Annotated in this window: 15 protein-coding genes and 1 pseudogene; 10 read left to right on the top strand and 6 right to left on the bottom strand. The window is 70.7% G+C overall.

Features of this window, described 5'->3' with window-relative positions; all coding sequences use genetic code 11:
* Positions 1-542 precede the first annotated feature (542 nt).
* From MTDSW087_RS14410 to MTDSW087_RS14420, 3 genes are all read right to left on the bottom strand, one after another.
* Complete coding sequence (locus tag MTDSW087_RS14410) at positions 543-1,709, bottom strand: NAD-dependent formate dehydrogenase (protein WP_144764999.1); 1,167 nt, start codon at positions 1,707-1,709, stop codon at positions 543-545.
* 209 nt (positions 1,710-1,918) lie between these two features.
* Positions 1,919-2,842: a LysR family transcriptional regulator gene (locus MTDSW087_RS14415; protein ID WP_144765001.1), complete on the bottom strand. Its 924-nt coding sequence runs from the start codon at positions 2,840-2,842 to the stop codon at positions 1,919-1,921.
* Positions 2,843-3,140: 298 nt separating this feature from the next.
* Positions 3,141-4,097, bottom strand: a complete 957-nt coding sequence (locus MTDSW087_RS14420) for a LysR family transcriptional regulator (protein ID WP_144765003.1) — start codon at positions 4,095-4,097, stop codon at positions 3,141-3,143.
* Between the two features lie 215 nt (positions 4,098-4,312).
* Between MTDSW087_RS14420 and MTDSW087_RS14425 the strand changes: the two genes are divergently transcribed.
* From MTDSW087_RS14425 to MTDSW087_RS14440, 4 genes and pseudogenes are all read left to right on the top strand, one after another.
* Positions 4,313-5,662: a dicarboxylate/amino acid:cation symporter gene (locus MTDSW087_RS14425; protein ID WP_144765005.1), complete on the top strand. Its 1,350-nt coding sequence runs from the start codon at positions 4,313-4,315 to the stop codon at positions 5,660-5,662.
* 63 nt (positions 5,663-5,725) lie between these two features.
* Complete coding sequence (gene leuC / locus MTDSW087_RS14430; RefSeq protein WP_144765007.1) at positions 5,726-7,156, top strand: 3-isopropylmalate dehydratase large subunit; 1,431 nt, start codon at positions 5,726-5,728, stop codon at positions 7,154-7,156.
* Positions 7,157-7,159: 3 nt separating this feature from the next.
* Positions 7,160-7,768, top strand: a complete 609-nt coding sequence (gene leuD / locus MTDSW087_RS14435; RefSeq protein WP_144765009.1) for a 3-isopropylmalate dehydratase small subunit — start codon at positions 7,160-7,162, stop codon at positions 7,766-7,768.
* A gap of 10 nt (positions 7,769-7,778) precedes the next feature.
* Positions 7,779-8,663, top strand: a pseudogene (locus tag MTDSW087_RS14440) (alpha/beta fold hydrolase).
* A 122-nt stretch (positions 8,664-8,785) separates the two neighbouring features.
* Here MTDSW087_RS14440 and MTDSW087_RS31430 read toward each other — a convergent pair.
* Together MTDSW087_RS31430 and MTDSW087_RS14450 are read right to left on the bottom strand one after the other, a co-directional pair.
* The gene (locus MTDSW087_RS31430) at positions 8,786-9,472 is read right to left on the bottom strand and encodes an IclR family transcriptional regulator domain-containing protein (protein ID WP_425324724.1); all 687 of its coding nucleotides are present in this window, start codon (positions 9,470-9,472) and stop codon (positions 8,786-8,788) included.
* Positions 9,367-9,876, bottom strand: a complete 510-nt coding sequence (locus MTDSW087_RS14450; RefSeq protein ID WP_144765011.1) for a methylated-DNA--[protein]-cysteine S-methyltransferase — start codon at positions 9,874-9,876, stop codon at positions 9,367-9,369. Before MTDSW087_RS14450 ends, MTDSW087_RS31430 begins: the two co-directional genes overlap by 106 nt.
* A 406-nt stretch (positions 9,877-10,282) precedes the next feature.
* Between MTDSW087_RS14450 and MTDSW087_RS14455 the strand changes: the two genes are divergently transcribed.
* Positions 10,283-10,984 (top strand): sigma-70 family RNA polymerase sigma factor, encoded by a 702-nt coding sequence (locus MTDSW087_RS14455; RefSeq protein WP_144765013.1) that lies wholly within the window; start codon positions 10,283-10,285, stop codon positions 10,982-10,984.
* 242 nt (positions 10,985-11,226) lie between these two features.
* The gene (locus tag MTDSW087_RS14460; RefSeq protein WP_144765015.1) at positions 11,227-11,436 is read left to right on the top strand and encodes a hypothetical protein; all 210 of its coding nucleotides are present in this window, start codon (positions 11,227-11,229) and stop codon (positions 11,434-11,436) included.
* 12 nt (positions 11,437-11,448) lie between these two features.
* On the opposite strand, the gene MTDSW087_RS14465 is transcribed toward MTDSW087_RS14460, so the two are convergent.
* The gene (locus MTDSW087_RS14465; RefSeq protein ID WP_144765017.1) at positions 11,449-11,745 is read right to left on the bottom strand and encodes a helix-turn-helix domain-containing protein; all 297 of its coding nucleotides are present in this window, start codon (positions 11,743-11,745) and stop codon (positions 11,449-11,451) included.
* A gap of 247 nt (positions 11,746-11,992) precedes the next feature.
* Between MTDSW087_RS14465 and MTDSW087_RS14470 the strand changes: the two genes are divergently transcribed.
* The 4 genes from MTDSW087_RS14470 (at position 11,993) to MTDSW087_RS14485 (ending at position 19,645) form a co-directional block, all read left to right on the top strand.
* Positions 11,993-13,756 carry a type I secretion system permease/ATPase gene (locus MTDSW087_RS14470; RefSeq protein WP_144765019.1) on the top strand — a complete coding sequence of 588 codons (1,764 nt, stop codon included), beginning with the start codon at positions 11,993-11,995 and terminating at the stop codon, positions 13,754-13,756.
* A gap of 27 nt (positions 13,757-13,783) precedes the next feature.
* Positions 13,784-15,124: an HlyD family type I secretion periplasmic adaptor subunit gene (locus MTDSW087_RS14475; RefSeq protein ID WP_238179178.1), complete on the top strand. Its 1,341-nt coding sequence runs from the start codon at positions 13,784-13,786 to the stop codon at positions 15,122-15,124.
* A gap of 126 nt (positions 15,125-15,250) precedes the next feature.
* On the top strand, positions 15,251-18,337 hold the full coding sequence (locus MTDSW087_RS14480; RefSeq protein WP_144765024.1) for a hypothetical protein: 3,087 nt from the start codon (positions 15,251-15,253) through the stop codon (positions 18,335-18,337).
* 291 nt (positions 18,338-18,628) lie between these two features.
* On the top strand, positions 18,629-19,645 hold the full coding sequence (locus tag MTDSW087_RS14485) for a PAS domain-containing protein (RefSeq protein WP_144765026.1): 1,017 nt from the start codon (positions 18,629-18,631) through the stop codon (positions 19,643-19,645).
* Positions 19,646-19,658 lie beyond the last annotated feature (13 nt).

The raw sequence follows: 19,658 nt of genomic DNA on the forward strand, positions 1-19,658 counted from the left end.
TCTAAACTCTTGTTTTGACGCGCTCTCTTTCGCCGAACCGGTGTCCACTTCCCCCGAGAGCGCTCCAGGGAGTTGCGCTGAGCTGACGTGAGGGCTCCGCAGCGTCCATCCCCAGGCCGGGTCTTCATCTCAGGACACGATCATCTTCCTGAGTCGATGTCGGCGAGCGAGCCGGCCGCAATCCTCGATCGCTTTGGATGACCCTATCGACGGCCGAGAGGGCGCAATTGGGGTTGCCCGGGTCGCTTCGCGTCGATCCTGACCCGCTTCTTCCGGGCCGTACCCCATGCATAGTGCCGATCGTTCAGACCGACGAGGAGGATCGCGGCCAGGGCGGACCCTGCGAACTCGCCGGGATTGAAGCCCGGCAGCATCCGGGGCCGTATCAGCGCGTCGCCGATCCAGCAGAGAAGTGCCAGCCCCTGGGCAATCGCGATGGCGGCATGGATCCGAGCACCACGACTGCGCATCCTGCTCGTCCCTCCGCCGTGCTTCTCAATGAGGGCGAGCGATCCTCAGGACCGCTCGCCCGATCTCGCGCGTCAGGCCTTCTTGCCGGCGCTGTAGGAATGCGCGCCCGTGCCGGCGAGCGTGCCGCCATCGACGATGAGGTACTCGTTCCGGATCGGCCGGCCCTCGAAATAGCATTCGAGGATCTCGCGGGTGCCCGCCGCGTAGCGCGTCTGCGCCGAGAGCGAGGTGCCGGAGATGTGGGGCGTCATGCCGTGATGCGGCATCGCGCGCCAGGGATGGTCCTTCGGCGCCGGCTGCGGGAACCAGACGTCGCCGGCATAGCCCGCGAGCTGGCCGGATTCGAGCGCCCGCACGATGGCGTCGCGGTCGGCGAGCTTGCCGCGGGCGGTGTTGACGAGATAGGCGCCGCGCTTGAACAGCTTCAGCGTCTCGTCGTTGATCATGTGCTCCGTCTCCGGGTGGAGCGGGCAGTTCAGGGTCACCACGTCGCAGGCGCCGTACATGTCCTCGCGGCTGGCGTGCCAGGTCAGGCCGAGCTCCCGCTCGACGGATTCGGGCAGCCGGTGCCGGTCGGTGTAGTGCAGGTGCATGTCGAAGGGCTTCAAGCGCTTCAGCACCGCGAGGCCGATGCGGCCGGCCGCCACCGTGCCGACATGCATGCCCTCGACGTCGTAGGAGCGGGACACGCAATCGGCGATGTTCCAGCCGCCCTTCATCACCCACTGGTAGGAGGGGATGTAGTTGCGCACGAGGCCGAGGATCATCATCACCACGTGCTCGGCGACGCTGATCGAGTTGCAGAAGGTCACCTCGGCGACGGTGATGCCCCGCTCGATGGCGGCGTCGAGATCGACATGGTCCGAGCCGATGCCGGCGGTGAGGGCGAGCTTCAGCTTCGGCGCCTGGGCGATGCGCTCGGCGGTGAGATAGGCCGGCCAGAAGGGCTGCGAGATCACCACCTCGGCGTCGTGCAGGTGACGGTCGAGCTCGGAGCCGGCACCGTCCTTCGAGGAGGTGACCACGAGCTCGTGGCCGAGCCCCTCGACATACTTGCGCAGGCCGAGCTCGCCCGAGACGCTGCCGAGCAGGGTGCCGGGCTGGAAGTCGATGGCCTTGGGCGTCGGCAGCGTCTGGCCGTCCGCGTAGCGCTCGATCTTCGGCAGGTCGTCGCGGGCGTAGGTCTTCGGGTATCCCTCGACGGGATCGTCGTAGAGGACGAGGACGATCTTGGCCATGCTTCACTCCCTTTCGCGGTGAGCCAAAGGGGAGCGTCCAGCCGCGCGCCATCGGCCGCGGAACGCGATCGAGCATCGTGTTGTCGGACGTTTCCCCGCCCGTGGCCTTGTGCTGCCTTGGCGGCAACCCGGCGCGAGCAGGCAGAGCTTCGGTGCTCGACAGCCCGGCATCAAACGAAAGCTTTGAATGGCCTGATCGACGCCGCCGATCAGGGGATCGGCCGCCGTTCCGCAGCCTCGACGGTCGCCGCGAAGGGCGCGCCGAGCGTGGTCCGCAGGAGGGCGGATGCCATCGGCGGCAGCGGATCGCGCTCGGACAGGACGAGCCCGACCGCCTGATGCGGCGTCGGCTCGGCGAAATCGCGCATGGCGAGGTCCGCGGTGCCGCCGAACAGGTGCCGGAAGGTCTGGGGCACGATGCTGACGAATCCGCCCTCGCGCAGATGGGCGCAGACGCCGAGGAAGGAGTTGCTGACGACGGTCGGGCGCAGCTCCAGCCCGAAGGCGGCCGCCAGGGTGTCGAGGATGCGGCGGTTCTGCATGTCCTCGCTCAGGAGGACGAGCCGCTGGCCGCAGGCCTGCTCCCAGCTCACCTGCGCCTCGGCAGCGAGCGGGTGGTCGGCGCGCATCGCGAGGATGTAGCGCTCGTGATAGAGCGGCACGCGCCGGACCCGATCGAGCGGCTCGTTCTCCAGATAGGTCAGGCCGGCCTCGATCTCGAACCCGTCGAGCCCCTTCTGGATCTCGCGCGAGGACAGGGAGCGGATCTCGACGCAGGCGTCGGGATGCGCCTCCCGGAAGCGCGTGGTGAGGAAGCCGACAGCACCCATCGCCGCCGGGATGACGCCGAGCCGCAACGTGCCCTTCAGGCCGGTCCGAAGCCCGGAGAGATCCTCCCGCAGGCTGTCGTAGTCGATCAGGATCTGCCGCGCCCAGGCGAGGAGGTGCTCGCCCTCCACGGTGAGGCCGACGAAGCGCTGGTTGCGCACGACGAGGGCCACCTGAAGATCGTCCTCGAGCTTGCGGAGCGCGGCCGAGAGGGTGGACTGGGTGACGTTGCTGGCCTCGGCCGCGCGCGCGAAGTGCCGCTCGCGCGCGAGGGTGACGAAGTACGAGAGGTGCCGGACCAGCATGGCGGCGGAGGGCTCTGCGACCGCGATATGTATTTTTGGATACAGCGGTATCTGCGACGATGCCAGCCGGGGATCGGCCTGCAGGTTGGCCGCCATGAGCTGCCATGAGCCGCCATGAGCCGCCACGGCGCCCTGTCTCCACGAAGCAGCGCAGCCGGTCGAACACCGCCCGCAGGCCGTGGTCGCGCCGACCCGATCTCTCCCGAAACAGGGCCGGATCCGGCGTCGCCAGCGCCCATGCTTCGTCGGGCGGGGAGGGGGCGATACAAGCTCATGCCCCGGACAACCCAGAACGCCCTCACGCGCCGGAGTCGGGATCCTCCGCGGCATCCGGTGTCGGAACATCCCAGTCCCGGCCGGCGACGAGCGCCCAGAGGCGCTCCGCGGCCGGGCTCTGCCGTGCCCGCGGCCGGTAGAGCCGGATCTCGATCGGGATGTCGGTCGCCGCACTCGCGGCGCGCACCAGCCGCCCGCGCTCGAGGTCGTCGCCCAGGATGCTCAGCGGCGCCCAGGCCAGCCCTCGGCCATCCCTCGCCATGGCCACGAGAACCGAGGTGAGATGGGAGGCGAAGACCGGTCTCACCGAAGCCTCGCTCTGCTCCAGGACCCGCGCGCTCGCGAGGATGCGCCCGAGCCCGGATTCCCCCGTATAGGTGAGCAGGGGGAGGGGGGCGTCGGGCCGTCCCGGCAGGGCGAAGAGCGGGGCGGTCCCGTCCGGCCGCGGCACGCTGACCGGCAGCAGGATGTCGGTCCCGAGATGGATCGAGCGGAACTGGTCGGGCGCCAGCATGTGCGTCGTGCTCGGATGGTCGTGGCAGAGCAGGAACTGCGCCTCCCCGCGCAGCATCATCTGCTCGCAGGCGGCCATGTGGGCGGCCGTCAGCTGGATCGTGCCCTGCACGCTCTCGAAGCTCTCGACGGTCCTGAGCCAGTTCGGGAAGAAGCTCACTGAGAGCGTCTGGGTCGAGGCGAACCGGACGGTCTCCGCCGCCATACGGCCGGCCTCCCGCGCCGCCTCCCGGCCCTGGTAGAGGCGCCGGAGCGTCTCCTCGGCCACCGGCCGGAAGCGCTCGCCCGCCGGCGTCAGCGTGACCGGCAGGGCGTCCCGCGTGAACAGGGGCGCGCCGACCCACTCCTCGAGCGCGCGGACGCGCCGGCTGAAGGCCGGCTGGGTGATGCAGCGCTGCTCCGCGGCGCGCGAGAAATGCCCAAGGTCGACCAGCGCCAGGAAGTCCTCGAGCCAGGCGGCGTCCATCCGTCGGCCCCTTTCCCCGAGCCAGAGCCACATCCAGGGCCGGGCAGCATGGCGAGCGCCTGGACGGGGGTCAACGCAGGCAGCGGCCGGCCCGGCATGAACCGATGCCACAACGGCATTGGCGGTTTCGCCCGCGCTCTGGCCCTGTGACGGAAGAGCGCCCCGGCCGAAGGCCAGGAAGGCGGCCTCGTCAAGAACAGCCAGGGAGAAACGTCGTGCAGGTGGCAGCCGAACGCCGAGCGAAACCGCTCCATACGAGCCTCTACGTCCAGGTCGTCGCCGGCATCCTGCTCGGCGTCCTGGTCGGCTACGCGGCGCCCGGCCTCGGCGTCGACATGAAGCCGCTCGGCGACGTGTTCATCAAGATGATCAAGATGGTCATCGGCCTGGTCATCTTCTGCACCGTCGTCGCCGGCATCAGCGGCATGAGCGACATGAAGAAGATGGGCCGCCTCGGCGGCAAGGCGCTGCTCTACTTCGAGGTGCTCTCGACGGCGGCCCTCGTGATCGGCGTCGTGGTCGGCAATCTGGTGCGGCCGGGCGCCGGCATGAATGCCGATCCGAGCAAGCTCGATGCGGGGGCGGTGGCCAAGTATGCCGGCGCCGCCAAGGAGCACGGCACCGTCGACTTCCTGATGAGCATCGTGCCCAACACGGTCTTCGACGCCCTGACCAAGGGCGAGATCCTGCCCGTGGTCTTCATCGCCGTGCTGTTCGGCTACGTCCTGTCGAAGATGGGCGAGAGCGGCAAGCCGCTGCGCGACCTCGTGGAGGCCGCCTCGCACTGGATCTTCGGCGTCATCAACGTGCTGATGCGCTTCGCGCCCCTCGGTGCCTTCGGCGCGATGGCCTACACCATCGGCAAGTTCGGCCTCGGCTCGCTCGGGCAGCTCATCGGCCTGATCGGCACCTTCTACCTGACGGGCGCGATCTTCGTGTTCGGCGTGCTCGGCATCGTCTCGATGTGGGCCGGCTTCAGCCTGTTCAAGCTCCTGCGCTACCTGAAGGAGGAGCTGCTCATCACGCTCGGCGCGAGCTCCTCGGACGCGGCGCTTCCCTCGCTGATGGAGAAGTTGCAGCATCTCGGCTGCTCCAAATCCGTGGTCGGGCTCGTCGTGCCCACCGGCTATATCTTCAACGCCGACGGCACCTGCATCTACATGACGCTGGCCGCCTTGTTCGTGGCCCAGGCCACCAACATCGACCTCTCCCTGACGCAGCAGCTCGCGATCTTCGGCGTGTCGCTGCTGACCTCGAAGGGGGCCTCGGGCATCACCGGCGCCGGCTTCATCGCCCTCGTCGGCACGCTCTCGGTCGTGCCCGCCATCCCGCTCGCCGGCATGGCGCTGATCCTCGGCATCGACCGCTTCATGAGCGAGGGCCGGGCCATCGTGAACATCATCGGCAACGCGGTGGCGGCCGTGGTGATGGCCAAGCTCGAAGGCGAGCTCGACCTCGCCCGCATGCGCGACGTGCTGGAGGGCCGGCTGGTCGAGGACGACCCGGTCGCCGGCGACGCCGAGGCGGCGCCCCACACCGCCCTGCCGGCCCATTCGGCGGCCTGACCCGCCCCATCCCGGGCGCGGCCGCCGGGCCGCGCCTTCCTCCCTCTCGCAGGACATAGGACGATGTCGCCCCGCACCCTCTACGACATGCTGATCGACGGCCACACGGTGGCCCGGCTCGACGACCGCTCCGGCCCGGGCGCCGAGGTGCTGCTCTACATCGACCGCACCGTGCTCAACGAATACACGAGCCCGCAGGCCTTCAGCGGGCTGCGCGAGGCGGGCCGCCGGGTCTGGCGGCCGCAGGCCGCCCTCGGCGTCGTCGATCACGTCAACCCGACCGCTCCGGACCGCAACGCCGAGATGCCGGATGCCGGCGGCGCCAACCAGGTGCGCTACTTCGCCGAGAATTGCCGCGACTTCGGCATCGAGCTGTTCGACGTGCTCCACCCGCTCCAGGGCATCGAGCACGTGGTCGCGCCCGAACTCGGCTTCATCCTGCCCGGGATGGTGGTGGGGGCGGGCGACAGCCACACCACGACCTACGGCGCGCTCGGCGCCCTCGGCTTCGGCATCGGGACCTCGGATATCGAGCACTACCTCGCCACCTCGACGCTGCGGTACCGCCGGATGCGCACCATGCGCGTGACGCTCGACGGCACCCTGGCGCCGGGCGTGACCGCCAAGGACGTGGTGATGGCGCTCATCCGCCGGATCGGCGCCTCCGGCGCGACGGGCTACGCGGTGGAGTTCGCCGGGCCCGGCATCGCGGCGCTCTCCGTCGAGGGGCGGATGACGATCTGCAACATGGCCGTGGAGGGCGGCGCCCGCGGCGTGATCATGGCGCCCGACCAGGCGGTGTTCGACTATCTCGCCGGCAAGCCCAGGGCACCGAAGGGAGCAGCCTGGGACGCGGCCGTGCGGCACTGGTCGACCCTCCGCAGCGACCCCGACGCGGTGTTCGACCGCGAGATCCGCCTCGACGCGGCCGAGATCGAGCCGCTGGTGACCTGGGGCATCAGCCCGGACCAGGCGGCCCCGGTCGGCGGCCATGTTCCCGACCCCGAGGCGGAGCCCGACGCCAACCGCCGCCGGGACATGGCCCGCGCGCTCGCCTACATGGACCTCACGCCCGGCACCGCGCTCGAGACGGTCGGCATCCAGCGCGCCTTCATCGGCTCCTGCACCAATGCGCGCCTCTCCGACCTGCGCGAGGCGGCCGGCATCCTGCGGGGCCGGCGCATCGCCGCGGGCGTGCGCGGCATGGTCGTGCCCGGCTCCTCCAGCGTGCGGCGCGCCGCCGAGGCCGAGGGGCTCGACCGCGTGTTCATCGAGGCCGGGTTCGAGTGGCGCCAGTCCGGCTGCTCGCTCTGCCTCGCCATGAACGACGACGTGCTGGCGCCCGGCGAGCGCTGCGCGTCGAGCACCAACCGCAATTTCGAGGGGCGTCAGGGCGCGGGCGGCCGCACCCACCTGATGAGCCCCGCCATGGTCGCCGCGGCCGCGGTCGCCGGCCACCTCGTCGACGTGCGGCGCCTCGCCCGGGAGCACTGAGCCATGCAAGCCTTCACCACCGTCGCCGGCCCGGCCGCCCCGCTTCCGGCCGCCAATGTCGACACCGACGTGATCATGCCCAAGCAATTCCTGAAGGGCATCGACCGGAGCGGGCTGAGCCGGGGCACCTTCCACGACCTGCGCTTCGACGCGCAGGGCGCGCCTCGCCCCGACTTCGTGCTGAACCGCCCGGAATGGGCGGAGACCCGCTTCCTCGTGGTCGGGCCGAATTTCGGCTGCGGCTCCTCGCGCGAGCACGCGGTCTGGGGTCTGATGCAGCTCGGCATCCGGGCCATCATCGGCACCACCTTCGCGGGCATCTTCGCCGACAACGCGGCCAATAACGGGCTGCTGCTGATCGGCGTCGACCTCGCGGAGGTCGCCACGCTCGCCGACCTCGCGGCCGACCCGCAGCGCAACCGCCTGGCCATCGACCTGCCCGCGCAGTCGATCCTGGCCGGAGACCTGCGCGTCCCCTTCGAGATCCCGCCCTCGCGCAAGGACGCCCTGATCCGCGGCCTCGACGCCATCGGGACGACGCTCGATCAGGCCGCGACGATCCGCGCCTTCGAGGACCGCTATCATGCGGCCCAGCCCTGGCTCGCGCAGTGAGGTGCGGACGATGACGAGGGATCCGTTTCTCGAAGGATTTGCGCTCCGCGACATCGATGCCGACGGCGTCCGGATCCGCGCGGCCGTCGGCGGCTCAGGTCCGCCACTCCTCCTGCTGCACGGGCATCCGCAGACGCACGCGACCTGGCACGCCGTCGCCCCGCAATGAGCCGAGCGCCACAGCGTCGTGGCGATGGACCTGCGCGGCTACGGCGATTCCGACAAGCCGGAGGGCGGCGCGCGTCACGCCAACTATGCCAAGCGTGCCATGGCCGCCGACGCCGTCGCGGTCATGCGGAGCCTCGGCCATCCGCGCTTCGCGGTGGTCGGGCACGACCGGGGCGGGCGCGTGGCGCACCGCATGGCGCTCGACCATCCGGAGGCCGTCACCCGGCTCGCGCTGTTCGACATCGCGCCGACCGCGACGATGTACGCGCGCACCGACAAGGCCTTCGCCACGGCCTATTTCTGGTGGTTCTTCCTGATCCAGCCGGCGCCGCTGCCGGAGCGCCTGATCGAAGCGGATCCGGAATTCTTCCTGCGCACCCATGTCGACGGACAGTCGAAGACCCCGGGCAGCCCGAGCGCGGAGCTCTTCGCCGAGTATCTGCGGGTCTACCGGGACCCGGCGACCCGCCACGCCATCTGCGAGGATTACCGGGCGGCCGCGACCATCGACCTGGAGCACGACGCGGCCGATGCCGACCGGCGGATCGAGGTTCCCCTCCTGGCGCTCTGGGGCGCGAAGGGCACGGTGGGGCGAACCTACGACGTGCTGGCGACGTGGCGCGAGAAGGCCACGGATGTGCGCGGCCATGCACTCGAATGCGGCCATACCCTGCAGGAGGAGCGGCCCGATCTGGTGCTCGCCGCGCTCGACAATTTCCTGTCCTGATGCTCCGGCAGCAAGATCCGCTATCGGCTCGCATACGATCGGGCACACGACACGTGAAATCCCGGCCCGGAGCAGACCTCGGAAAGATCTGCCTTTCCGGCTCGGGCCGGATCCCGCATCGCTCAAAGCTGAGCCTCCAATTCGGAAGACAGCCGGTCGGCGGATTCACGCAACCGGGATTTCAACGCGTCCGCGCGCTCGCGGGTCAGTCGGGATGACGGGCCCGAGAGGGCGAGGGCACCGATCAGCCGCCTCTCGGTGCCGAAGACGGGCATCGCGAGGGAGGCCACATGCGGATCGGTGATCCCGGAGGTGTCGAGGGGCAATGCGATATCGGCGCGGGCCGCCGGATTGCGGTCGTTGAAGGCCGACAGGACCTGGGCGATGGCGGAATCGTCCATCGGCCTCATGTCGCCGGGCCGGACGTTCATCCTGAGCGGGGATGGGGAATCCGCCCGGAACAGGCACAGCCGCTGGTTGCCGCGGCGGATGTAGAACGACGCCGTCTCGAAGGACTCGGCGGCGAGCCGCTCCAGGACCGGGACGATCCGCTCCTCCAGCGCGAAGGATTGCTGGTAGACGGATCCGACAGGCGCAGATCCTCGTCGCCAATCCAGCCACGCTCTACCGCTTCTGAGCGGGGACAGCCGGCAGGCCCATGACGAAGGCCTGGATCGACGCGCCGACCAAGTGGGCCCCGCTGCTACAGGAGCTGGCCGGGCGAGGCCCCGGCCCCGGCGCGTTCCAGGCCGAGCAGGTGCCTCTTGATGTCGAGGCCGCCCGCGAAGCCCGTCAGGGCGCCGGCCGATCCGATGACGCGGTGGCAGGGCGCGATGATCGAGATCGGGTTCTTCCCGTTCGCGGCGCCCACCGCACGGGAGGCGCCCGGCCGGCCGATCTGGCGGGCGATGTCGCCGTAGCTGCGAGTCTCGCCGAAGGGGATGGTCAGCAAGGCCGCCCAGACGCTCTTCTGGAAGGCGGTCCCCTGGAAGTCGAGCGGCACCGCGAAGGCCTTGAGCGTTCCCGCGAAATAGGCCGCCAACTGGCGCTCCGTCTCCAGCAGCACGGGATGGGACGGGTCCTCGACGAGGGGCCCGAGCCGGACCCGCGCCGGGTCGTCGTTCTCCCAGAGGATGGCCGAGAGGCCGCGGTCGCTCGCGATGACCGTCAGGGCGCCGACCGGCGACGCCACCGTCGTGAACGCATAGCTCATGTCATCCTCCGCGCCCGTTCCCTTCTGTAAGCCCCTGCGGATGACCGGGCGACCCCAGCGGCGCGGGGTCGGCCGCGCCCGCCGGTGAAGCGGAGATCGGGACCGCCCTCAGGCGTTGGCGCCGCCGTCGCCGGAAGGACAGGGGCCGCCCCACGGCATCGGCGCCACGATGATAGGATCGAGGTCATCGCCCTCGTTCTCGCCGGATTGACGACGCTCGGGACCTACGCCGCCAACCGCCCTCACGGCATGGCGTTGGCCTCCGCCTGAGTTGACGGGATCGTCGCCGTTACCGCCCGAGGGATCAATCCCCGCGGACAGTGAGTTAGATATTCACTGTACGAGCGGGCGGGGGCGTTCCAGGCGCGCCCTCCCGCTCTCTGCGAAGGGACGTGGATCGATCGACATGCTGATAGCAAGCGGACTTGGTCCGGCTCGCCCGGATCGGACGGCGGCAGAGCCTGCCACGCTGCCCCTGGCCGTGCGGACGCATCTCGGGACTCAGTTGCAGGCGGCCTATCTCGGGCTCGTCGCCTCCGATCCGCCGCAACACCTGCTCGGTCTGATCCAGGCTCTCCAGGGGAGCCTCGCGTCCCGGGCCGATGCGCGCAGCGCCGCCTTCCGCGACGGGCTGACGGCGGCGTTGCCGTCCTTGCAGGCCTTCGCGCAGTCGCTGGCCGGAAATCCGGGACGGGCGGACGATCTCGTGCAGGAGGCGCTGCTGAAGGCCTGGGCCAACCAGGACCGGTTCGTTCCGGGCACGAACCTGAAGGCGTGGCTGTTCACCATCCTGCGCAACCAGTTCTACAGCGAGTGCCGCAAGCACAAGCGCGAGGTGGAGGACGTGGACGGCACCATCGCGGGCCAGCTCGTCGCCCCGGCCGCCCAGGAGCACGGATCGGACCTTCAGGTGGTCCTGTCCCACATGGCGCGGCTCCCGGCGCCGCAGCGCGAGGCGCTGCTCCTCGTCGGCGCGCAGGGCCTGACCTACGAGGCCGCCGCGGAGGTCATGGGCTGCCAGACCGGCACGGTGAAGAGCCGGGTGAGTCGCGCCCGCGCCTATCTGGTCGAGCGGCTGGAGACACCGTCGGCCCTGGTCTCGGCTTGAACCCGATCGAAGAAACAGCCCCCGCACCATCAAGGCGGGGGCGCGCTACAAATCAGTCGAGAACTCCCCGCATCAGGTCGCGTGCGGATTGGCTGGCTGCACACATGTCCCGCACTCAATCCCGCTGCAAGTCGCGGCGGGTGCGGCCGGATACAGTGAAAGCCATATCTTGAACTTCAGGAATAGACCGCGCATGACAGGGGCACTCCCCCAGCCCGCAGCCATTGTCCCCTGTTTTGCCCATGCCGCGCCGCGCGTCCTATCGGATCATCGAACGTCCTGACGGCCGGTTCGACATCGCGGTGACGCTGGCCGGGGGCGGCACGCAATCCCGCGAGGGACTGGCCACCCGGGCGGAGGTGTCATCCGCCCTGGCGATGCTCCGCGACCTGATGGCGGCTTGCGGAGCCGACCTCGTCGAGGAGCCGACGCTCGGCCTCGCCGCGGAATAGGCCCGGTCGCGGTCAGTCCCCGAACAGGATCTCGAAGGTCTGGGGATCGTAGAAGCGCATCAGGCTCTTCACGAAATCCCGCGCATCCACGCCGAGCGCTTCCGCCCAGATCCGGTAGCGGTCCGGGGGCACGCGCCCGCGCCCGGTCTCCAGCTGCGAGATGAACGTGTAGTAGTCCGCACCGACCTGGGCGGCGAGCTGCCTCTGCGACAGGCCGCGCTTCTCGCGCAGCTCCTTCAGGAACCGCCCCCCCTCCCGGCGCAGCTCCTGCACCTCCTCCGAGCCGAGACGTTGCTGGTGGACATACAAGCGTCGAGACTCCTACCAGCACAGATGAGGCCGAGTGGTACAGTAATTTCTATATGTGGCTGCGGCAGCCGACGTCCAGTCGGCGGCGTGGCCGATCCTGCCGGCCCTGGTGGCATACCTTGGAACACAATAAGCCTGCCCTAAGATATCTGGGTGGGTAGGCAAGAGATCGGGTCGCGCTCGGCGCCCGGAGATGGGCCGGCTGGCCGGACGATCCGGGTATCCGAACCCCGCGCAGGGAGATGCCATGAGCGGTCGTGCGGCCGAGTCTGTCTTGAAGGACGGCCTGCGCGCGATCCGGCCCGTTCTGCTGACGGTGTTCGTCTTCGCCTTCTTCACGAACCTGCTCCTGTTCGCCGCGCCCCTGTACATGCTTCAGGTGTACGACCGGGTTCTCCTGAGCCGGAACGAGGCGACGCTGTTCGGGATCACCGCGATCGCGGCCTTCGCGCTCGCCGTCTATGCCGCGCTCGAGATGCTCCGCGCGCGCCTGCTGGTGCGGGGCGGGATGATCTTCGACCGGACGGTCGCAGGGCCGGCCTTCGAGATCGTGCACCGGGCGGCGCTGCTCCGGCCGCAGGCGGGGCACGAGGCGGCTCTGCGCGATGTCGACGTCCTGCGCGAGTTCCTCACCGGCGGCGCGCTGCTCGCCCTCTGCGACCTGCCCTGGGCCTCGCTGTTCCTGGTCGCCTGCTTCATCCTGCATCCCTGGTTCGGCTGGATGGCGCTGCTCGGGGGCGCCACGCTCCTGGGACTGACGCTCCTCACCGACCTCACCACCCGGCGGCCCCTCGACGCGGCGGGCCAGGCCGCCCGCGAGGCCGGAGAGCGGGCGCGCGCGACCTTCCGCAGCGGCGAGGTGCTGCGGGCCATGGGCATGCTCGGCGCCCTGCGCGCCCGCTGGCACCGGCGCCACGACGAGGCGATCCGGCTGCAGGCGCGCGCGAGCGACCGGGCCGGGTTGACCACCGCGGCGACGAAGTTCGCCCGCATGTTCCTGCAGACGATGGTCCTCGGCCTGGGCGCCTACCTCGCCATCCACCGCGAGATCTCCGCCGGCTCGATGATCGCGGCCTCGATCATCATGGGCCGCACGCTGGCGCCGATCGAGGCGGTGGTCGGGCACTGGAAGAGCTTCACGGCGGCCCGCGGCAGCTATGCGCGGCTGGCGGAGATGGTGGCGCGCGTCGGGCCGGAGCCGCAGCGCCTGATGCTGCCGCGCCCGCGCGGCCTCGTCGAGACGGAGAACCTCGTCGTCGCGGCGCCGGGCTCGCCGGCGGCCATCCTGCACGGGGTGAGCGTCCGGCTGGAGCCCGGCAGCGTCGTCGGGATCATCGGTCCGAGCGCGGCCGGGAAATCGACCCTGGTCCGGGCGATCACCGGCGTCTGGCCCGTCGCCTCCGGCGCGGTGCGCATCGACGGCTCGGACCTCCGGCACTGGGATCCGCAGGCGCTCGGGCAGCATGTCGGCTACCTGCCGCAGGATGTGGAGCTGTTCGACGGCACGGTGGCGCAGAACATCGCCCGCTTCGGCGCGCAGGACGATGCCGCCATCGTCGCGGTCGCGCAGCGGGCCGGCTGCCACGACCTGATCCAGGCAATGCCCGAGGGCTACAACACCCGGATCGGGACGGGCGGGCACGGCCTCTCCGGCGGCCAGCGGCAGCGCATCGCCCTGGCGCGCGCCATGTACGGCGCGCCGAGCCTCGTCGTCCTCGACGAGCCGAATGCCAGCCTCGACCAGGCCGGCGAGGCCGCCCTGATGCGGGCGGTGGCGGATCTCCGGCAGCAGGGGACGACGGTCGTCATCGTCACGCACAAGGTCGGCCTGCTGGCGGGAGCCGACCTGATCCTGATGCTGGATGGCGGAACCCTGCGCGGCGCGGGCCCGGCGGACCAGATCCTGGCGCAGGTCGCCGGCCCCCGTCCGGTCCCGGCGCTGGTCGCGGCCGGCAATCCGCCGCCGCCCGAGGTCCGGCGCGTGGCCGAAGCCCAGCGCAGCGCGGGCTGAGCCGTGACGACGCCCCTCGCCCCGAGCCTGGCCGCCCATCCGGTCTCCCGCCCGCCGTCACCCGGTGCGGTCGGGGCGCTCGCCCCGATCGATTGGCGGCGCTACGCGATCGCCGGCTACGCGCTCATCGCCGCGTTCTTCGGGGGCGCGGGCGCCTGGGCGGCCGTCACGCGCCTGGATCGCGCCGTCATCAGCCCCGGAATCATCGTCGCGGAGAGCAGCCGCAAGACCGTTCAGCACTTCGAGGGCGGCATGGTCCAGGCGGTGCTCGTGAAGGACGGGCAGAGCGTCCGGGCCGGCGACGTCCTCCTGCGCATCGATCCCGTCCAGTCCCAGGCGAGCGCCGACCTGTTCCGGAACCAGCTCGACGCGGCCCTCGTGCTGGAGGCGCGCCTGCGGGCCGAGCAGGACGGGACCGACGACCTGCGCCTGCCGGCCGAGATCGCCGCACGGCGCTCCGAGCCGGCGCTCGCCCGCATCATCGCCGATCAGGCCGGCCAGATGGCGGAGCGGCGGACGACGCTGCGGGGTCAGCTCGCCCTCGTCGAGGCCAAGGTCACCCAGCTGCGGACGGAGATCTCAGGTCTTGCCGTCGAGAAGGCCTCGGTCGAGCAGCAGGTCGGCTTCATCCGGCAGGAGCTCGAGGGCCTGCGCAGCCTGCACGCGAAGAACCTGATCCCGCTGTCGCGCCTCCTCGTCATGGAGCGGGAGCGCACCCGCCTGGAGGGCGTGATCGGGCGCTCGGTGGCGGAGCGGGCGAAGGCCGAGAACGCCATCAGCGAGGCCGGGCTGCAGATCACCCAGTTGAAGCAGAAGCTCCAGGAGGCGATCACGGCCCAGCTCCTCGAGACGCGGCAGAGGATCGGCGAGCTGCGGGAGAAGCTCGTCGTCGCGCAGGACGTGTTCCGGCGGCACGAGATCCGCGCCACGCACGAGGGCGTGATCCAGGGGCTCAAGGTCTCCGCGATCGGGCAGGTCATCCGCTCGGGCGAGCCCCTGATGGAGATCGTCCCGACCACCGACCGCCTCGTCATCAACGTGCAGTTCTCGCCCAACGACCTCGAAACCGTCCATGCGGGGATGCGGGCGGAGATCAAGTTCCCGACCTTCCAGGCGCGCCGCACGCCCGCCCTGTTCGGGACGCTCACGACGGTGTCGCGCGACCGCCTCGTCGATGACGGCACGAAGCAGCCCTATTTCGCCGGCACCGTGGAGATCGACGAGCACCAGCTCCCGGCCGATGTCAGGCAGCGCCTCGTCGCCGGCCTTCCGGCCGAGGTGGTGGTCTCGGCCGGGGAGCGCACGGCCCTGGAATACATGTTCGCCCCCTTCTTCGACGCGATGGGACGCGCTTTCCATGAGCGCTAGAGCGCACGCCATTTCGGCGACCAAGAGCACGCCGGGGCAAGGGCTCGGAGACGCGCCCGGTCGCACGGCCATCGGGCGCGGCGGCATCCGCCGGAGGACACGGCGCGCGGGCACGGTGAGGGGACGATGAGCACGGTCGTTCCCTTCCTTCGTCCGGCAGCGGCGCGGCCGGGCAGCTGGTCGCAGCAGGAGCTCGCCGAGTTCTACCGGGTCGAGGCGGCCCTCATCCGGGCCGGGATCGGCATCGCGAGCGAGCACGGCCTCAGCGACGAGGGCGAGCCCTGGTTCGTCTTCTGCCGGCCGGACGGCGACGCGATCATCCATTTCGCCCGGATCGACGGCAGCTACCTGATCGCCTCCGAGGTGCTGGACCGCCCCGTGCGCGGCGCGGATTTCCGCGCCCTGATCGACCAGATCGCCCGCCTTCATCCGGACCTGCTCCCGATCCCGGCGGCCGCCGCGGGCACGAAGCTCGTGGTTCACCCCGCCGCCCTGCTGGCCGCCCTGGTGGCGGCCGCGGCCCTGAGCCTCTCCGCCGAGGATGCCCATGCGGGCGAGATCGGGGCGGGGCCGGAGGGCGCGTTCCCGCTCCCTGCCTCTGGCGCGGCCGGGGCCGCGCAAGGCCAGCCGCAGCCCGCGAAGGCGAAGGGCGCCGGCGGGCCCAGCGACCAGGAGAGCAGCCGCAAGCAGATCGAAGCCATCATCCTCTCCGCGATGATCTTCGCCGCGGAGGCCTTGGCGGCCGATCATCGCGACGCGAGCGCGGAGCTGGGCCTCGCGCTCGCGGATCCGGCGGGCGGCGCCCCGAGCCAGATCGCACAGGGCGATGCGGTATCGGGATCGAGCGGAGCGCACGGCTCCGGGCTCGGCGCCGTCTCGGCGACCCAGTCGGCTGGCCTGACCGCGCAGGGCAGCGGCGCGAGCCAGGCCGCCGCCTCCGCGGGGAGCCGGATCGATGCGGCTCCGGCGGTCCGAACGGACCTGCCCGGCGACAGGGCGGGGCCTCCGGGCTCGGAAGCCGGGCATCCGTCACCGAGCTTCGGCATCGACGTCGCGCTGATCGGGGCACCGGCCGAGGCGGGTGCCGTCCGCACCGGCAGCCAGCAGACGTCGACGGCGGGACGCACCGAGAGCGCGGCCGCGACGCTGGACGGGTCGGGGGCGGCCGGCGGCGATCAGCGCGGCAGCTCCGCTCCGGCGCCGACGGCGGATCCAGGCGGCCAGTCACGGTCCGCCGATGCGGGCCAGTCCGACGCCGGATCGGGAACGGCCCAGCCGGCCTGGGCCAATGCGGGGGTCCAGACCGTCGTCAACCGGACGCCGGCAACGGTCTCGCGTGATGCGGATGGCCAGGGCAACGGCCAAGGTAACGACAACGGCCAAGGCAACAACAGCCAAGGCAATGGCAAAGGCCATGGCTCACTGGCTGAGACCGCGGCCGGGGACAGCGCACAGGTCGAGCAGGCCAACCGTGGTAACGGCCAGGGTAATGGCAACGGTCAGGGCTCGCAGTCCGAGGCCGCGGCCGGCGACAATACGCAGGTGGAGCAGACCGGCCGTAGCAACGGCCAAGGCAATAATGGCCAGGGCAATGGTAACGGCCATGGCTCACAGGACGAGGCTGCTGCCGGAAACAATCTGCAGGTCGAGCAGACAAGCGGCGGCAACGGGCAAGGTAACAACGGTCAGGGCAATGGTAACGGCCACGGCTCGCAGGCTGAAACCGTTGCCGGGGACAATGCACAGGTCGAGCAGACCGGCCGTAGCAACGGCCAAGGCAACAACGGTCAGGGCAACGGCAACGGCTCGCAGGCAGAGGCCGCTGCCGGAGACAGCGCAAAGGTCGAGCAGACCGGCCATGGCAACGGCCAAGGCAACAACGGTCAGAGCAACGGCTCGCAGGCCCAGTCCGACGCGCACGGTGCAATCGAATCCGGCACGCACGGAAACGGCAACGGTCGGATGCCGGACAACGGCGGCGATCAGGGATCCGTGACGCAGAGCAAGGCCGTTCCCGCTGCCGGGGTCGACCCGCAGGCAGGCCGCCCCGACAGCCACGGTCACGGCACCGACGCTGCCGAACAGGGCGACCATCGGGGCCCGGGCGCGCACGGCGCCCATGGGATCGAGCCTGCCTCCGTTCAGGGTACGCCCAAGGGAACCGTCGAAGCCCGGTCCGACGCGGCGCCGGGCGCTCCGGCACATGCATCGGCCAATCCGGCGGCCTCCGGCCATGGAGCGGACAAGGCCACGGATGCCCAGCTGCCGAATGACGGACACGGAGCGACCGGTAGCGAGGCCTCGGGCCGTGGCGCCGCCGCGGATCATGCGTCCGCGCAGCCGAACGGGCACTCCCAGGATGCGGGGTCGCCGTCCGCGGAGCACGCGCGGGGCGGTCCCTCGGATCACGGACCCGCTCATGCCGCGGATTCCACGACGTCGTCCGACCCGCCGAACGGAGGCCTGTCCGGCGCGAAGGAGCACGGCGCCGCGGCGGCGCACGGGCAGAGCCCCGACGCCGCGGACCATGGCCCGCCCATGCAGACCGGGAGCGGGCCGGCCACGGCGGAGGATCACCCCGGCACGCCCCCCGCTTCGGCAGCCCAGACCGCGTCCTCGGGGAACGGCCACGCCCAGGCAGGCCAAGCCCCGGCCGATCACGGAGCCGCCAGTGCCGTTACCGCTGCGACACCTGCGGCCGGCCAGGAAGCGACCGCACACGGCGCGGACAACGGCTTAGCCGCGCCATCCCGCGGACCGAGCCCGACGGCGGCTTCGCAGGCCGAGACGACTTCGCAGTCCGAGACCTCACCGGCCCATCACGTCCAGGGACAGGTCGCTGCCGGCGGTCCGGCCGGCGATCGCGTCGATCACGGATCGGCCGAGTCTCCGGCCAGTCAGACCCCGGACGCTCAGCCTCAACATCCGTCCGGGGAGGATGCCGCCAAAGCCGTGGCGCTTCCGCCTCCTGGCCAAACCGGCTCGACGGGGACGGCCAACGCCCTGTCCGGCCATGCCGGACCGGATCAGCCCCCTCCACGCGCGGCGATCGACGCGAGCGGCAACCTCGTGTTCCACGCCGACAACCATCGAGACCCGGCGCCCCCGGCCGCCTCACACGGCCCGGACGATCCGGCGGCGCATCCGACTGTAGGTCTCGTGGGGATTTCGGATCAGGCTCACCCCGTTCACGACCTGTACCATCACACCTGACGATGAAAGCCCCGACGGCGAACATCCGACCCTCGGCCCCGTCACGACGGGCCGCATCCGTTCATCGTCCCGACATGAGTTCGGACCAGGCTGGCGCCCATTCCGCCGCCCGGAGCCGTTCCTGATCGCGGTGCAATCGGGAACGGCTCCAAGTACCTTGTTTTGACGGGCTCTTCTTCGCCGAACCGGTATCCACGTCCGCGAAAAATGCTCCAGCCGGCCGTCAAGGATCCGTCCCCGCGCAGTCTCAATCGGTTGCGGGCAATCGAGAGTTGTACGACAACGCCGACGATGCGCTCGATCGACCTTGAAGCGTCTTCCCGGGATTTCCTGCGCCTGGTGGAAAGCGCGGGGCTCGTGGGAACGTGGTCGTGGACCTTCGCGACGGACGCGCATGTCTGGTCGCCCGGCCTGTTCCGCATCCTCGGGCTCGAACCGGCCAGCGCGCGCGCGGAGTACGGCCTCCTGCTCGCGCTGGTCCATCCGGACGACCGGCAGGACGTGACCTCGGCCTCGGACCTGCTGCAGACCGGGCACCTCGCGCAGCAGACCTTCCGGATCATCCGCCCCGACGGGACGCTGCGCACCGTGATGAGCCGCGGCGAGGTGATCGTGGCGCCGGACGGACGTCCGGTCCAGGCGATGGGCATGCTCATCGACGTGAGCGACCGCGAGGCCCTGGCGCGCGCGCAGGAAGCCGAGCGACGGCGCAGGCGCGCCATCTTCGAGCAGGTCGGCGCCTTCACCTCGACGAGTGCGGTCTATCCCTACATCGACTTCTCGCCCGAGTGGCTGGAACTCGTCGGCCTGCCGAAACAGGCGCTTCTGGAGGAGCCGACCCTGCCGATTGTCAAGGAGGAGCGGACGCGCTGGCGCGAGCATGGTCGGGAACTCTACCTGACGAAGCAGGTCGTCCACACGCAGCCATGCCTGCACCTGGCGAGCGGCGAGACCGTGCGCTACCGCATGGTCATGGTGCCGGTGCGCGACGCGCACGGCAACGTCGCCTGCTGGGCGAACTACATCGCGCCGCTCGACCTGCCCGGACATGCGACGGGCCTTCTCCGGGAGGGGCTGGAGCGGAAGGTGCGCGGCGAGCACCTGCGGGCCGGGCGTGCCCTGCTCGACTGGTCGATGCACCAGTTCTCCGAGGCGAGCGGCCTCTCGCTGTCGACCATCCGCCGATTGGAGGACGGCGATGCGGGGGCCTCCGAACGCGCGCTGCACGCTGCCGTCGCGGCCCTGCGGTCGCACGGCATCGTCTTCTCGCTGATGGATGACGGGGTTCTGGCCATCGGCAAGCGCTGAAGGGGATGCGGAC

This window comes from Methylobacterium dankookense, assembly GCF_902141855.1.
In the GTDB taxonomy this organism is placed as follows: Bacteria; Pseudomonadota; Alphaproteobacteria; order Rhizobiales; family Beijerinckiaceae; genus Methylobacterium; species Methylobacterium dankookense.